This is a genomic window from Streptomyces sp. NPDC032091 (genome assembly GCF_055580265.1).
Genome location: NZ_JBVILR010000018.1, coordinates 43,857 through 59,581 on the forward strand (window position 1 = coordinate 43,857; position 15,725 = coordinate 59,581).

Sequence of the window (15,725 nt, forward strand, 5' to 3'; positions counted from 1 at the left end):
GGGGGTTTTCGTTGCCACTCCGCGGGTGGTGCGGGAGGCGGGGGGGGGGGTAGGCCACCCCCCCCTCTTGGGGTGGGTTTTTGTCGTCAAACTCCCGTCTGCCCGGGCGACGACGGGAGTTTGACGACAGGCCCTACGCGTCCGTGTGGTGGAGGGTTTCCAGGCGGGCCAGGTCGTGCCCGGTCAGGCGGAGGGCGCCGGCGGCGACGTTGGCGTCGAGGTGGGCGGGGTTGCCGGTGCCGGGGATGGCGAGCATGTGGGGGCCGCGGTGCAGGGTCCAGGCGAGGCGGACCTGTGCGGTGCTCGCCCCGTGCTCCCTGGCGACGGCGAGGAGTTCACCGCTCTCGGAGCCGCCCGCGCCGTCCTCGCGGCCGGCGGCGGCGATCGAGTAGAACGGCACGAAGGCGATGCCCTGCTCCCCGCAGTGGCGGACGAACGCGTCCTGCTCGGGGCGGACGCCGATGCCGTACATGTTCTGCACGCAGACGACCGGCGCGATGGTCCGGGCCTCGGCGAGCTGCTCGGGGGTGACGTTGGAGACGCCGAGGTGACGGATGAGCCCGGCCTCGCGGAGCTCGGCCAGGGCGCCGAAGCGGTCGGCGACGGAGTCGGTGCCGAGGACGCGCAGGTTGACCAGGTCGAGGTGGTCGCGGCCGAGCTGGCGGAGGTTCTCCTCGACCTGGCCGCGCAGTTCGCGTGCGGTACGGGCGTGCTCGGCCCATTCCCCGGAGGGGTCGCGCCGGGGGCCGACCTTGGTGGCGATGACCAGGTCGTCCGGGTAGGGGCCGCCGAGGGCCCGGTTGATCAGCTCGTTGGCGGAGCGCAGCGGGGAGAAGTAGAAGGCGGCGGTGTCGATGTGGTTCACCCCGAGTTCGACGGCGCGGCGCAGCACGGCCACGGCCCGGTCGCGGTCGCTGGGCACGGCGTCGGCCCGGAGGGCGGGTCCGTCCTGGGGCACCCGCATCGCCCCGAATCCGATGCGGTTGACCGTCATGTCCCCCAGGGTCCAGGTGCCCGAGGCGGCGGCGGTGACGGTGATCGTTTCTGTGGTCATCCGGTGATCATCCCGCGCGTGCCGGGATCCGCACCAGGGGTTTCGGGGGCTCGGGGCCGGGTCCGTCCGCAGGGGGGCGGGGTGCGTTGGCGCCCGCGGCCCCGTCGCGGCTGAGGCGACGGGGCCGCGGGGGCGGGTCATGGGGTCAGGGGGGTCAGGGGGTGAAGGTCCAGCGTTGGGCCGGGGTGGATGCGCACGGGGTGCGGGTGAGGAGGCCGTCGCCCGACGGGGTGAGGCACTGGCCCGCGGCGCGGAGGCTGCCGTCCGGGCCGGGCTGCCAGGTCTGGGTGGGGGTGCCCGCGCAGGGTTGGACGGTGACGCGGGCGGCGTCGGCGGCGTCCAGGCAGACGCCGTTCAGGCCGGTCAGGCGGCCGTCGCTCTGGAGGGTCCAGCGCTGGTTGGGGCCGCCGTGGCAGGAGTAGAGGGTGGGGGCGGTGCCCGGGGCGGTGGCGCTGTGGGGAAGGTCCAGGCAGGACGCGGAGGCCGCGTTGACGAGGGTGGCGTTCGACGGGAGGGGGGTGGGGCGGCCCGTGAGGGTGATCTCCGCGGCGCTGGTCCACGGGCCCCGGCCCCCGGCTTCCGTCAGGGCCCGCAGGCGGAGGTAGCGGCCGGTGCGCGGGGCCAGGGTGACGGATTTCAGCGTCGCGGTGTCGGCGAAGGTGCCGGTGGCGGCCGGGGTGCCCCAGTCGGTGGTGGTGTCGGAGACGTAGACCTCGTAGCCCCCGATCCGGCCGTTGACGCCGCCGTCCTGGCGCGGCAGGTAGCCGAGGCCGTCGACGGTGTAGCGGGCGCCCAGGTCGATCCGGATCTCGTGCGGCAGGGGGGCCGGCTTGTTGGAGGACCAGGCGGTGTGCCAGAAGGTGGCGGGGTTGCCGTCGAAGGCGTTGACGGCGGCCCCGTTCTCGGCGGCCGTCTCCTGGCTGTCGGCGGAGACCAGGGTCCAGGCGGACTGGGAGAGGGGGGACGAGGTGACCGGGATCGGGTCGGCGGCGGGGATCGTGGTGCCGGTGGCCGTGAGGGAGAAGGCCGTGGCCTTCGGGCCGGTCTTGATCCAGAGGACGCCGCCCCGGTCGGCCGGGTCGAAGAACCAGCCGGTGGTCGCCGCGTCGTAGGCGGCCTTGCTCGTCAGCCGGGGCGGGGTGGCGCCGTCCAGGGTGAGGGCGGAGGGCGCGGAGGCCACGTGGAGGGTGAACTCGTAGCCGCGGGAGGCGGGTTGGCCGGCGTAGCTTCCGGTGGGGGCGCCCACGTCGACGGTGACCGTGCCGGCGCCGCTCGCCGGGGCGGTGACGTCGACGCGCTGGCGGGCGTAGGCGCCGGAGGCGTAGGCGCGGGTGCGGCCGTCGTCCTCGTAGAGGTCGAAGGAGGAGGCGCCGCGGGGGTGGATGTCGTAGGTGAGGGTGGAGACGGGCTTCTCGCCGCCGTAGTTCATCTGCGGCCACATCGGGACGACGGCCCCGCCCTTGACGAAGAGGGGGAGGGTGTCGAGGGGTGCCTGGTAGCCGTTCAGCCAGCCGGGGCCGCTGTACGTCCTGCCCGTCCAGTAGTCGGTCCAGGTGCCGGCCGGGAGGTAGATGCCGTCGCGGACGGCGGTGTCGGAGACGACGGGTGCGACGAGGAAGGAGTCCCCGGCCATGAACTGGCCGCTGGTGAGGTTGCCGCGGGCCACCGGGTCGTCGGGGTACTCCAGGACCATCGCACGGGTGCTGGGGACGCCGGTGTCGTGGGCGACGCGGCTCATCGTGTACAGGTAGGGCATCAGCCGCATCTTGAGCTGGAGGTACTTGCGGTTGATGGAGAGGTAGGGCTCGGTGAAGCGCCAGGGCTGCTTGTCCTGGTAGCCGGCGGACGGGTTGGTCGCGCCCCAGCCGGACATGGTCATGAAGGCGGGGGTGAAGGCCTTCCACTGGAGGTCGCGGGTGTACGTCTTGGGGCTGCCGCCGAAGATCCCGTCGACGTCGCCCGAGGCGTAGTTGAGGCCGGAGAGGCCGGCTCCGGCGATGGCGGGGACGTGCCAGCGCATGTCGTCCCAGGTGCCGTGGGTGTCACCGGTCCAGACGACGGCGTTGCGCTGGGTGCCGGCCCAGCCGTCGACGGTCCAGACGTAGCGGCGGGCGTCGGAGTTCTTCTCGATGCCGTCGACGGCCTGCTGGACGCCCTGGAAGGCGGTCTTGTAGCCGCCGCCGATCCAGGCCACGTCGGTCTTGACGCCGCGGGAGCCGGCCGTGCCCACCTCGTCGGCGATGGAGCCGAGGCCGGTGGAGGTCCACAGGCCGGTCTGGAAGCCCTTGGCCTTCAAGGCGTCGACCGTGGACTTCAGGGGGGCGGTGTAGCCGCAGCCGTAGCCGTCGTTGGGCAGGAACCAGCCCGAGGGCATGTCGGCGGCGCGGGCGTCGGTGGCGTAGCCGACCACGTCGGGCGTGGTCTGGTGGCGGAGCCTGTTGTGGTCGCCCTGGTAGGCGGGGTTGGAGGCGTTGAAACAGTCGGCGTTGCCGAGTTCGAAGCCCCACATCGGCGCCATGAAGGGCTTGCCGCTGACGTCGGTGTAGGCGTCGAGGACGGATTTGAGGGAGTCGCCCGTGAAGTACCAGGCGTCGAAGCGGTTCTCGTCGTGGGTGAGGGTGGTGGGCGCGTTGAAGGCGTACGAGCCGGGGGCCCAGGTGTTGCGCATGACGCCGTAGTCGCGGGTGGACATGTAGAAGGGGGCGGGGCTGGCGTTGTCGTTCTCGCGCCAGTTGTTGTCGACGGCCACGGGGACGGTCTTGTCGCGCAGCGCCCACTCGCCGAGGCGCAGGCCGGTGCCGTAGAACTGCTCGTCGGCGCCGCGGGCCAGGGTCTGGACGGTCTTGCCGCCGCCCCACCTGGTGGGCTGGGTCTCCTGCCAGACGGGGGTGGTGTCGTCGGCCCGGTAGAGGGAGAACATCAGCGGCGACTTGTTGACGTGGAGGGAGAGGGAGCCGGTGGTGATCCGGTAGTACGCGCCCGCGTCGGCGTAATTCGCGGCCACCGGGCCGAAGTCGGTGGTGGGGGCGAGGTCGGAGCCGGCCGGGTCGTCGGTGAAGGAGCCGTCGGGGGACAGCCAGAGCCGGAAGATGTCGGCGCGGGCGATGGTCACCCGGGCCTTGGCGCCGCTGGTGGTGCTCACGGTGAAGGTGCCGCCCGACTGGGACAGGGCGGTGGCCGAGCCGGCGGTGGTGGACGGTGCCGCCGGGGCGGCCGCCGCGCGGGCGGTGGCCGGCCCGGCGGCCGCGAGCCCGGCGACGGCGAGGGCACCGGCGAGTAGGGCCGCGAGGCCGGGGCGGATGCGGGTGCGGGGGTGTGGGGGGTCGTGCCGGGTGCGGGGGTGGTCGTGCCTCGTGGTCGGACGTTTCTGACTCATGGGGCAGCTCCTCGTGCGGTCCGGATCGCGGACAACCGCTTTGGCATGCACCCGGAAAGATAGCGACCCCGGCACGGTTCTTGAAGGAACTTGCTCGAAGTCCCGCGATAGCGCGCAGATTTGAGCAGAGGGAGGCAGCCGGTCTCCCGGCTCCGTTACGCCCGGGCGGAGGGCCCGCGGCGCGGCCGACGGGGGCGGAGTATGACCGAACGGTCACAGGCCGCCGGGCGCGGAACGCGGGGGCGGGGTCGAACATCTAGGTGATCAGCGGGCCGGAGACGGCCCTGTCGACATGACGGCGAGACCGGCGCGGCCGGGTACGAACAGCAAGGTGGCGTGGATGAAGGCGGAAACGGTGCCGGGCGGCGAAGGAACCCTCGCCCCGGCCGGGCGGGTGGAGGCCGACGCGGATGCCCGCGCCCTGGCCGTGCAGGAACAGGGCGGCGCGGAGCCGGAACAGGATGCCGCCTCCGCCCCGGAGAACCCGCCGTCCGCTGCCACGCCCGAGGACGCGGACGCCGCCGCCCCGAAGGCCTCGGAGGACGAGGCCCCCCGGGCCGCCGGCGCCTCCGCCCGCACGGAGCGTACGCGGACCGGTGCCGATGCCCCGGCCGGGCGGAAGCCCGGCGAAGCGGAGACGGCGTCGGGCGGCGGCGCCGGGCGGGAGCGGGCCGACGTCATGGAGCCGCCGGCCACGGCCCGGGACGCAGCCCCCGCGGCGCCGGGCACCCCGGACCTCCCGGACCCCGGGACCGCCGGCACCGGCCCCGTGGCCGATGTCCCCGCGGAGGCGGAACCCGGCTCCGTGGCCGATGTCCCCGCGGAGGCGGAACCCGGCTCCGTCGCGGGCGGCGCCGCCGACCGGGATGCCACGGCCGCGGTGCGGCACGCCCCGACGGTGAAGAAGCCCCGCGTCGCGGACGCCGCCGCCTCCGGCCGGGCCTCCGCCGAAGCCGAGCCGACGGCCGGGGACGCCCCGGCCGGGGACGCCCCGGCCGGAGGCGGCACCCCCACGGAGAGGGGCTCCCGCCACGGTCAGGACGACGGCCCCGAGCACGGGGATGCGGACGCCGCCGCGCCGGAGCCCGACGCGCTGGACGAGGAGGCCCCGGCCGAACCCGCCGCCACCGCGGAAGGCCCGGCAACCGAGAGCGGGGACGGCCCCGCGCGGCCGCGCCCGACGGTGGCCGAGGCCTCCCGTACCGCGCACTCCGGCGAGCCCGGCGCCAGGGCCGAGGACGCGAGCACGGTCGCCGCTCCCGAAGAGGACGGCGCCCAGGGCCCGGCCGCGGGGGACCGCGTCACGCGGACCGGCGGCCCCGGCCCGCAGGACGACCGCCGTTCCGCGGCGAAGGCCGGCGACGGCGGCACGACCGGGGCTGGCGGCGCTGCGGCACCCGTACGCCGTCCCGCGTGGGCGAAGCAGGACGACCGGCCGGACGGCGAAGCCGCGACGGGCACGGCGAAGCCGGACGGGACCGCACGCGCCCCCCGCCCCTCCTGGGCCAGGGGCGACGACGAGCCGGAGCGCCCCGAGGACGACGGCGCGGCCGCCACCGGTTCCGGAGGGACAGCGGGGGCGACTCGGGACCGGCCCCCGACCGGGGCCCGGGAGGGCGGCCCGGCCTCCCCCGAGGCGGCGCCCGACGCCCCGGAGCCGACGGCCGGGGAGCAGCGCGAAGGCGAGACGCGCGACCACCGTACGGGAGGACGCGACGAGCCCCCCGCGCAGCGGAAGGGCACGCCGGCCGGCCGACCGGCCACGCCGCACTCCGGCCCCACGGCAGCGCGGCCCCGTGACCCCGAGCGGACCCGCGAGTTCCGCGCGCTCAAGGACACCGGCGCCGCCGGGCCGAAGCCCGGGCCGGCCCCCACGGCCCCGCCGTCGGCCCCGGTCCTGGAACCCACCCGGGAGACCCCCCGCCCGGCCCTCGACCTGCTCGCCGAGCTCACCAACACCCCTGCCCCGCCGGAGACCCCGCGCCGTACCGTCACGCGCCGCGTCAAGGTGTGGACCCCGATCGTCCTGCTGCTCGGGGCCGCCGTCGCGGGCGGCCAGATGCTGCGCCCGCTCCCGGCCCCGCGGCTCGTCGCCGCAGAGGACTCGGTCACCCTGGAGGGCTCGCTGTCCATCCCCTGGCCGGCCAAGGGCCAGGGGGCCGTCCGCGTCTCGGGTTCCGGCGACATCGCCACCTTCGGGGAGCAGAAGCCCGTGCCGACGGCCAGCGTGGCGAAGGTGATGACGGCGTACGTCATCCTCAAGAACCATCCGCTGCGCACGGGCGATGCGGGTCCGCAGATCGAGATCGACGCGCAGGCGGCCGCCGAGAGCGCCTCCGGGGACGAGTCGCGGATCAAGTTCCTCAAGGCCGGGCAGAAGTTCAGCCAGCGGGAGATGCTCAAGATGGTGATGATCCCGTCCGCCAACAACATCGCCCGCCTGCTCGCCCGTTGGGACGGGGGCAGCGGCGGTGAGGCGGCCTTCGTCGCCCAGATGAACGCGGCCGCCCGGGAGCTCGGGATGCGGAACACCACGTACACGGACCCCAGCGGCCTGAACGCCGGCACCGTCAGCACCGCCGTCGACCAGCTCAGGCTCGCCGAGGCGGTGATGCAGGACGAGACCTTCCGCGCGATCGTGGCGACGCCCTACGAAACGATCAAGGGCGTGGTCGAGCCGCTCATCAACAGCAACACCCTGCTCGGGGCCAAGGGCCTGGGAAGCAAGGGCATCAAAACGGGGTCCAGCACTCCCGCCGGCGGCACCCTGGTGTGGGCCGCGGAGAAGTCGGTCGGCGACGAGACGCCCCTGCTCCTCGGCGCGATGATGGACCAGCACGCGCCCCCGCCCGACCGGGACGCCGCCGACAGCCTCGACCTGGTGCTGAAGAACAGCGGCACGGTCATCGAAGCCGTCCGCAAGGCCCTCGCCTCCACCCCCGTGATCCACAAGGGCCAGCTGGTGGGCCACGTCTCCGACGGCCTCGGCGGCCGTACCCCGCTCGTCGCGACGAAGGACCTGTCGGTGATCGCCGTACCGGGCCAGACGCTGCGGCTCACGCTCGGCCCGGCCGGCGGCACGTCCGTGCCGCACGAGGCCCGGGAGGGGACCGAGGTGGCGGTGCTGACGGTGGGTGAGGGTCCGGGTGCGAAGACCGTCCCCGTGGCGGTCGGCACCCGGCTCGCCGAGCCCTCGTTCGGCAGGCGCGTGACCCGGCTCTCCTGACGGGGAACCGGCGGGGGCGCGCCGCTACGGGTTGGCGATGACCAGCAGGGTGCGGGCCGGGGCCGCGCCGTCGGGCAGGGCGCAGCGGTGGGGGACGTCGCCGCGGTGGTGGGCGCTCTGGCCCGCGCGGAGGGTGAGGGGGGTCTCGCCGCGGAGCTCCAGGACGATTTCCCCCTCCAGGACGTACAGGAAGTCCTCGCCGGGGTGCTCGAACCAGCCCCGCTCGCCCTGTCCGGGCTCGAAGTGGTGCTCGTACGCCTCCATCAGCCCGCTGCGGCCGCCCGGGATGAGGACCTGGGCCACCTGGCCCGCGGCCTCGGAGACCCGGATGACCTGGGGGTCGCTCTGGTGGCTGATCACGCCCGGGCGTTCCGGGGGGCGCAGGAAGGTGCCGGGGGCCACGTCGAGGGCTTCGGCGATGCGGTAGATCGAGCTGAGGCTCGGTGTGGCCAGGCCGCGCTCCAGCTGGCTGAGGAAGGGCTGCGAGAGCCCTGAGCGGGAGGCGAGTACGGCCATGGAGACGCGGCGTGCCGTGCGGCAGTCGCGGATCGCCTGGCCCACCTCTATCGCTTCGGGCGCGGGTTCGGTTCGGGGTCGGGACACGCTGGTGAACGTACCCCATCGGTTTCGGGGCCCCGGGCGGGCGCCGAAGGTTTCGTACTGCTGCAACAGCCCGTTCATAAGTGTGGTCAATTATTGATCTCACTTATCAACGGCGGCCGCCGCCGGAACGAACCGAGGAGTACCCCGTGCAAGCCACCCCCTCCCCCGCCGCCCGGGTCGGCCCCGCGCTCGGCGCGGCCGGCGCCGTGCTGGCGCTCTGGTCGCTGGCGGCCTGGTCCGGTGCGGTGGCTCCGGGTCTGCTGCCCGGTCCGGCCGCCACGGCGGCCGCGCTGGCCGAGGGCGTCCGCAGCGGCGTCCTGGCCGAGGACCTCGGCGCGAGCCTGGCCCGCGCGGGCCAGGGCTTCGCGCTGGGGGCGTCCGTCGGCGGCTCGCTCGGGTTCGCCACGGGCTACCTGCCGCGACTGTCGGCGGCCGTCACCCCGGTGGTGTCCTTCCTCCGCCCGATCCCGGCCGTCGCGCTGGTCCCGCTCGCCACCGCCTGGTTCGGGATCGGCGAGAGCGCCAAGCGCCTGCTGATCGCGTACGCCGTCGCCCTCGCGGTCTGGCTCTACGTCCACGACGGGGTCTCGCGGGTGCCGGTCTCGCACCTGCGGGCGGCCCGCACGCTGGGGGCGCCGCTGCACCGGCGGTTCACCGAGGTGCTGCTGCCGGCCGCCGCGCCCGCGCTGCTGGCCGCGCTGCGCTACGGCGCGTCGGTGGCGCTGCTGGCGTTGGTCGCCGCCGAACTGGGCGGCGCCGACAGCGGGCTGGCGTACCGGCTCCAGGTGGACGGCCAGTTCCTGCGGGTGGACCGGATGTTCGCGGGTCTGATCGTCCTCGGACTGCTCGGGGTGGCCGCGGACCTGGTGCTGGCCGCCGTCGGACGCCGCTTCGTGCACTGGAGCGCCTCATGAGCCTGGAGGTACGGCTGGAGGGACTGTCGGTCGGGTACGGGGGCGCCGCGCCGGTGCTGGAACCGATGGACCTGACGTTCCCGGCGGGTTCGTTCACCGCGCTGCTGGGCCCCAGCGGCTGCGGGAAGTCGACGGTGCTGGGCGCGGTGGCCGGCTTCGTGCGGCCGACGGCGGGACGGGTGACGGCCGGTTCCGAGCCGGTGCGGGAGCCGGGGCCCCAGCGGGGCGTCGTCTTCCAGCACTACGCGCTCTTCCCGTGGCGGACGGCCCTGGGCAACGTCGAGTTCGCCCTGAAGCGGCTCGGGCTGCCGCGCCCGGAGCGGCGCGCGCGGGCGCTGGCGGCGCTGGAGGAGGTCGGGCTCGCCGACGGGGCGCGCAAGTACCCGGCCGAGCTGTCGGGCGGGATGCAGCAGCGGGTGGCGCTGGCCCGGGCGCTGGCCGCCGAGCCGGAAGTCCTGCTGCTGGACGAGCCGTTCGGGGCGCTGGACGCGCTGACGCGCGGCCGGATGCAGGAGCTGCTGCGGGAGCTGTGGCGGCGGCGCGGCACGACGGTGCTGTTCGTGACGCACGACATCGACGAGGCCCTTGCCCTGGCCGGGCGGGTGGTGGTCCTCGGCGGCTCCCCGGCCCGTGTCCAGGCCGACCACCCGGTCGCCCCGGGCCCCCCGGACCCGTCCCTGCGGGCCCTGATCGCCGGCCACCTGGGCACTGCCTGACCCCGCCACGACCGAGGCACCCAGCCCCCATACGGCGACCCCGGCCGGCCCGGCGGACCGTGCCGTCCGGCGGGCGGTGGGACCGGCGCACCGCGCCGGCCGGACCGCCAAGCCCCCCCCGTAGAACTCCCCCTCCCCCCTCCCGAAAGGACCCCCCATGCCCAGACCCCGTGCGGCCGCCGCCGTGCTGTTCGTCGCCGTCCTGTCCCTGTTCGCCACCGCCTGCGGAAGTGGCGGCGGTGACGGCGGCGGCAGCAGCGGGAAGCCCGCCGCGCGCCACGAGGCCACCATCGCCGGGAGCGACCAGCTCGGCGGGGCGCCCGTGTACCTCGCGCAGGAGCGGGGACTGTGGGCCGCGGAGGGCGTCGCCGCCACCGTGACCACCCTGCCCACCGGGCGGGACGCGCTGAACGCCGTGCTCGGCGGGCAGGCCCGGTTCGGGGTCGTCGGCGACCTGCCCGCCGTCACGGCGGCGCTCGGCGGCCGGGACGTGCGGATCGTCGCCGAACTGTCCCGGTTCTCGGACTGGCGGCTGCTCACCCGTACCGACCGGCAGGTCACCGGCTTCGCCTCGCTGAAGGGGCGCAGGATCGGGGTACCGCAGGGCACGAACGTCGAGTACGCCCTGAGCCGGATGCTCGCCTCCGCGCAGCTGACGGCCGCCGACGTGACGGTGGTCAACCTGGCCCCGAACCAGGTCACGGCCGCCCTCGCGCGGGGCGACGTCGACGCCGGGGTGACCTTCCCGAGCTTCTACGCGGCCGCCCGCACCGCCCTCGGCGAGCGCTACGCCGAACTCCCCTTCTCCGGCTACACGGCCCGCACCCTGCTCGTCGCCGGGCCCGGCGCGGCCGACGGGGACACCACCGCCGTCCTGCGTACGGTGCTGCGCGCCCGGCAGGCCGCGGAGGCCGACCCGGCCGCCGCCCGCGCGGCGGTCGTCAAGCAGTCCAAGGGCGCGCTGGAGCCCGGCTACGTCGAGGACTTCCAGCCCCGCTACACCTACGGCCCGAGCCTGACCCCCGACCTCCTGGCGCAGCTGGCCGACGAGGCCGCCTGGGCCAAGGCCGCCCAGTCCCTCCCCGGCCCCGCCGACCGGCAGGCCCTCCGCGCCCGGCTGAACCCCGGCCCGCTCAAGGCCGCGGACCCGGCCGCCGTCACCCTCACCGACTGACCCCCTCCCCTGACATCCCCCGACACCCCCCATGTCCCGAACCACCCCAGCGACCGACAGGAGCACCCCATGAGCGTCGACCAGAACACCCTGCGCCGCCGCGGCACCGGCCTGCGCGCCCACGACCCCGGGCGCAGCTACGGCGGCTACACCCTCTACACGCCGATCGCCGGCGAGGGCCGGATCCACCTCGTGGACATCGAGGGCAGGACCGCCCACACCTGGAACTCCCCGCACCCGCCCGGCCGCCAGGCCCGGCTGCTCCCGAACGGCAACCTCTTCTACGCGGCCAAGGACACCTCGGGCCCGACCCTCTTCCCCATCTGGGACGTCTACCACGGCGGCATCTTCCAGGAGCTGGCCCCCGACTCCACGGTGCTGCGCGAGGTGCGCCACCCCTTCCACCACCACGACGCCACCGTCCTGCGCAACGGCAACCTGCTCATCACCACCGTCGAGCCGCTCGCGCCGGCCGACGCCGCCCGGATCCGCGGCGGCATCCCCGGCTCGGAGGCCCCGGGCGGGGTGATCTACGGGGACGTGGTGTACGAGCTGACCTGGGAGGGCGAGACCGTCTGGCGCTGGGCGGCGATCGAGCACCTGGACCCGGAGGAGGTGCCGCTGAACCGGCACTTCGCCCGTGAGCACTGGCCGATGGCCAACACGGTCGACGAGCTCGCCGACGGCGGTGTCGTGGTGGGCTTCCGCAGCGCGTCGACGGCGGTGGGCATCGACCGGGCCGACGGCTCGGTGCGCTGGCGGATCGGGCCGGACGTGCTGGCGCAGCAGCACTACCCGCACGAGCTGCCGGGCGGCACCATCCTGGTGTTCGACAACGGGACGTACCGGGACACGACTTCGGTGCCGTACTCGCGGGTGCTGGAGCTCGATCCGGCCACGGGCAAGGAGGTCTGGTCGTACGAGGACAACCCGCCGCAGAACTTCTACAGCCCGTACATGTCGAGTGCGCAGCGACTGCCGAACGGGAACACCTTCATCGCGGAGGGCTCGTTCGGCCGGCTCTTCGAGGTGACCCCGGAAGGGGACGTGGTCTGGGAGTTCGTGGTGCCGGAGTTCGGTTCCTTCCGCGAGGGGACGGGCATGGAGTCCTCCCGGGGCGCGCAGAACTCGGTGTTCCGCGCCTACCGCCACGGCGCCGACGAGATCCCCTGGCTCTGACGCTCCGGGCGGAAGCGAATGTTCCACCGGCGGGATCCGGCCACCCGGGTCCCGTCGGCCTGTCCGGCCGCCGCTCCGGCGGCGCCAGCGGCGGCCGGCCGGGGTGGCCGGAAGCAGACCAGGCGGGATGAACGGCACCTTACGGGCTGGTAACTTGCGCGAGTTGATCAAGGTCGGAGTCCGGCACCCTCCCGGTGCCCCCGGCCCGAGCCACCCCCCTGACCGAGGAACCACATTGGCACGCACCGTCCGCACGACGGCCCTCTCACTCGCGCTCCCCTTCGCCCTGCTCCCCGCCGCCCCGGCCTTCGCCGACGCCCCCACCCCGCACCTGGACTCCGTCGAGCAGGCTGTGCGCCAGTCCTCCCCCGGGCTGGAGGGCTCGGTCTGGGAGCGCACCGCGGGCAACCGGCTGGGCTCCTCCGCCCCCGGCGGCTCCGACTGGCTGCTCCAGACCCCCGGCTGCTGGGGCGACCCCTCCTGCACGGACCGGCCGGGCTCGCGCCGCCTGCTCGACACGATGCGCGAGGACATCGCGAAGGCGAAGCAGAGCGTGGACATATCCACGCTGGCACCCTTCCCCAACGGGGCCTTCCAGGACGCGATCGTGGCGGGCCTGAAGGAGTCGGCCGCGCAGGGCAACCGGCTCCAGGTGCGCATCCTGGTCGGTGCCGCGCCGATCTACCACGCCAACGTGATCCCGTCCTCCTACCGGGACGAACTGACCGCCAGGCTCGGTCCGGCGGCGGCGAACGTCACCCTCAACGTGGCCTCGATGACGACCTCGAAGACCGGGTTCTCCTGGAACCACTCCAAGCTCGTCGTGGTCGACGGCGGCACGGTGATCACCGGCGGCATCAACAGCTGGAAGGACGACTACCTCGACACCACGCACCCGGTGAACGACGTCGACCTGGCGCTGTCGGGCCCGGCGGCGGGCTCCGCCGGCCGCTACCTCGACACCCTGTGGGACTGGACCTGCCGCAACAAGGGCAGCTGGGCCAGCGTCTGGTTCGCCTCGACGAACGACGCGGGCTGCATGCCCACCCTCCCCCGGCCGGCCGCCCCGGCCGGCGGCGGTGACGTCCCGGCCCTCGCGGTCGGCGGCCTCGGCGTGGGCATCCGCCAGAACGACCCGGCCTCGGCGTTCAAGCCCGTCCTGCCGACGGCGTCCGACACCAAGTGCGGTGTCGGGGTGCACGACTACACCAACGCCGACCGGGACTACGACACGGTCAACCCGGAGGAGAGCGCCCTGCGGGCGCTGGTCGCCAGCGCGACCAGCCACGTCGAGATCTCCCAGCAGGACCTCCACGCGACCTGCCCGCCGCTGCCCCGCTACGACGTCCGCCTCTACGACGTCCTGGCCGCGAAGCTGGTCGCCGGGGTCAAGGTGCGCATCGTGGTCAGCGACCCGGCCAACCGCGGCGCGGTCGGCAGCGGCGGCTACTCGCAGATCAAGTCGCTGAACGAGGTGGGCGACGCGCTGCGCGGCCGGCTGACCGCGCTGACCGGCGACGAGCGCCGGTCGAAGGCAGCGATGTGCCAGAACCTCCAGCTGGCGTCCTTCCGCGCCTCGGACCGCGCGACGTGGGCGGACGGCAAGCCGTACGCCCAGCACCACAAGCTGGTGTCGGTGGACGACTCCGCCTTCTACATCGGCTCGAAGAACCTGTACCCGTCCTGGCTCCAGGACTTCGGCTACGTCGTCGAGAGCCCGTCGGCGGCCCGCCAGGTGGCGGACTCACTGCTGGCGCCGCAGTGGAAGTACTCGCAGGCGACCGCGACGTACGACTACGCGCGCGGCCTCTGCCAGAACTGAGGGCCCGCGGCCGCTCCGGGTCAGCGCCTGCGCTGACCCGGGGTGGCCGCCGCCAGCAGCAGCGCCTCGGAGACCAGGCGCGCGCCCCGGGAGAGCCGGCCGAGCTGCTCCAGCTCGATGGCGTACATCCGGATGGTGTTCTCGATGACCGACTCGGCGACGCCCATGGTCGGCAGCTCGGCCCGGCTGGTGTGCAGGGCGACGCGGACCGCGCGCATCTCGTGCTGGAGCTGGAGCTGTACGTGCCGGGCCAGCAGGGCGTGGTGACGGGTCAGCGTCAGGTAGCTGCCGTAGCGGGCCGGCAGGAGGTCCCGCAGCCAGCGCGTGGCGGTGCGTTCCCAGTCGTGCGTGCCGGGGGCCTTGACCTGGAGGGGCCAGTCCGGGCTGCGCGTGAGGGTGGCCGTCTGGGGCATCTCGTCACTTCCGAGGGGTGTGGAACTCTGATCGAGAGACTGTCGAAAGGGGGCGGCCTCGGCCCAGGGGTTGACCGAGGCCGCCAGGGGCGCTCCTCCGGGGATCCGTAAGCCCTGACCCGACACCCGGTGCCGCCGTGAGGAGGTTCGGCGTACTGGGTGTCCGTTCGAGGTGGACGCGGGGAACGTCCGCCTTGGCGTCGATGGGATCCGGAGCGCCTGCGTCAGTAAACATATATACCGTCGAGTAAGCAAGGGTATGAAAAATTTCATGCATACCCGGCTCGTGAATATCTGCGGTGCGCACGGGGTGGAGAACCGCCCCTAGAGGAAGAAACCGTGCTGGTCAGCGGCCTGCTCGTACTGTTCGAGCCGGGCCTGGGTCCGTTCGGGGTCGGCGTCCGCCATCGCCTGGAGCAGGGCCGCGGAGAGCATGCCGGGAGCCGCGTAGGAGTCGAAGACCAGCCGCGATCCGGTGCCGGCCGTCAGCACGATGTCGGCCTCCTCCACCAGCGGGCCCACCGTGGGGTCCGTGATCAGGACCACGCTCAGCCCCGCGCTGCGGGCCGCCCGCAGCGCGGCCAGGGTCTCGTGGGCGTGCCGGGGCATCGCGAAGGCCAGCACCCAGCTGCCGCCCGCCGCCCGCGACTGGAGCAGGGCGTCGTAGGCCACGCTGCCGCCCCGGGTCACCAGGCGCACGTCGGGATGGATGCGGCGGGCCGCGTACGCGAAGTACTCGGCGAGCGAGACGGAGATGCGCAGACCCAGCACGGTCAGCGGGACCGAGCGGGCCAGCTCGCGGCCGATGCCGAGGACCTGGTTGGTGTCGGCGAGCAGGCGCCGGACGCTCTCCAGGTTCTCGATCTCGGCGTCGACGGCGGCCTGGAGCTCGTTGTGCCGGATCTGCTCGCGGGTGTCCGGGGTACCGCCGGCCACCGCGCTCAGCGCCATCGGCTGGAGCACCTCGCGCAGGGCCGGGTAGCCGCTGAACCCGAGGGAGGCGGCGAACCGGGTCACCGAGGGCTGGCTCACGCCGACCCGCTCGGCGAGTTCGGTGATGGAGAGGAACGCGGCCTCGGTGAGGTGGTCGATCAGGTACTGGGCGATGCGCCGCTGGCCCGGGGAGAGCCGGTGGCCGTCGAAGAGCGCCAGCAGCCGGTCCGCCGCCGGTTTCTCCCGCTCCGGCGGCGGGCTCTGGCTGGGCGTGATCGCGGCCGCCTGCGCGCGTGCCTGCTGCCCGGATGACAC

The 15,725-nt window shown here is 74.4% G+C and carries 11 protein-coding genes; 6 read left to right on the forward strand and 5 right to left on the reverse strand.

The annotated features are described in order from the left end of the window. Positions 1–133: 133 nt before the first annotated feature. Positions 134–1,054 carry an aldo/keto reductase gene (locus ACZ5NJ_RS26285; protein WP_468767715.1) on the reverse strand — a complete coding sequence of 307 codons (921 nt, stop codon included), beginning with the start codon at positions 1,052–1,054 and terminating at the stop codon, positions 134–136. Between the two features lie 154 nt (positions 1,055–1,208). Further along, a complete protein-coding gene (locus ACZ5NJ_RS26290) occupies positions 1,209–4,430 on the reverse strand; it encodes a TIM-barrel domain-containing protein (protein WP_468767716.1) in 3,222 nt (1,073 codons plus the stop codon). 340 nt (positions 4,431–4,770) lie between these two features. On the opposite strand from ACZ5NJ_RS26290, the gene ACZ5NJ_RS26295 reads away from it, so the two are divergent. Beyond that, positions 4,771–7,656: a D-alanyl-D-alanine carboxypeptidase gene (locus ACZ5NJ_RS26295; protein ID WP_468767718.1), complete on the forward strand. Its 2,886-nt coding sequence runs from the start codon at positions 4,771–4,773 to the stop codon at positions 7,654–7,656. A 24-nt stretch (positions 7,657–7,680) separates the two neighbouring features. Here the strand turns inward: ACZ5NJ_RS26295 and ACZ5NJ_RS26300 are convergent, their stop codons facing one another. Next, positions 7,681–8,259 (reverse strand): helix-turn-helix domain-containing protein, encoded by a 579-nt coding sequence (locus tag ACZ5NJ_RS26300; protein ID WP_468767719.1) that lies wholly within the window; start codon positions 8,257–8,259, stop codon positions 7,681–7,683. A gap of 146 nt (positions 8,260–8,405) precedes the next feature. Here ACZ5NJ_RS26300 and ACZ5NJ_RS26305 point away from each other — a divergent pair, with 146 nt between their 5' ends. The 5 genes from ACZ5NJ_RS26305 to ACZ5NJ_RS26325 all read left to right on the forward strand — a co-directional run bounded on the left by ACZ5NJ_RS26305 (position 8,406) and on the right by ACZ5NJ_RS26325 (position 14,064). After that, complete coding sequence (locus ACZ5NJ_RS26305) at positions 8,406–9,173, forward strand: ABC transporter permease (RefSeq protein WP_468767720.1); 768 nt, start codon at positions 8,406–8,408, stop codon at positions 9,171–9,173. Further along, positions 9,170–9,889 carry an ABC transporter ATP-binding protein gene (locus ACZ5NJ_RS26310; protein ID WP_468767721.1) on the forward strand — a complete coding sequence of 240 codons (720 nt, stop codon included), beginning with the start codon at positions 9,170–9,172 and terminating at the stop codon, positions 9,887–9,889. Before ACZ5NJ_RS26305 ends, ACZ5NJ_RS26310 begins: the two co-directional genes overlap by 4 nt. Positions 9,890–10,046: 157 nt before the next feature. Then, on the forward strand, positions 10,047–11,063 hold the full coding sequence (locus ACZ5NJ_RS26315) for an ABC transporter substrate-binding protein (RefSeq protein WP_468767722.1): 1,017 nt from the start codon (positions 10,047–10,049) through the stop codon (positions 11,061–11,063). 69 nt (positions 11,064–11,132) lie between these two features. Continuing rightward, positions 11,133–12,242: an aryl-sulfate sulfotransferase gene (locus ACZ5NJ_RS26320; protein WP_468767724.1), complete on the forward strand. Its 1,110-nt coding sequence runs from the start codon at positions 11,133–11,135 to the stop codon at positions 12,240–12,242. Positions 12,243–12,477: 235 nt separating this feature from the next. Further along, entirely contained in the window at positions 12,478–14,064 is a 1,587-nt protein-coding gene (locus ACZ5NJ_RS26325; protein ID WP_468767726.1) for a phospholipase D-like domain-containing protein, read from the forward strand. A gap of 20 nt (positions 14,065–14,084) precedes the next feature. Here ACZ5NJ_RS26325 and ACZ5NJ_RS26330 read toward each other — a convergent pair whose 3' ends face one another. Both ACZ5NJ_RS26330 and ACZ5NJ_RS26335 read right to left on the reverse strand, forming a co-directional pair. Further along, positions 14,085–14,477, reverse strand: coding sequence for a hypothetical protein (locus ACZ5NJ_RS26330; RefSeq protein WP_468767728.1), 393 nt, complete (start codon positions 14,475–14,477; stop codon positions 14,085–14,087). A 324-nt stretch (positions 14,478–14,801) separates the two neighbouring features. Continuing rightward, positions 14,802–15,725, reverse strand: a complete 924-nt coding sequence (locus ACZ5NJ_RS26335; RefSeq protein WP_468767729.1) for a MurR/RpiR family transcriptional regulator — start codon at positions 15,723–15,725, stop codon at positions 14,802–14,804.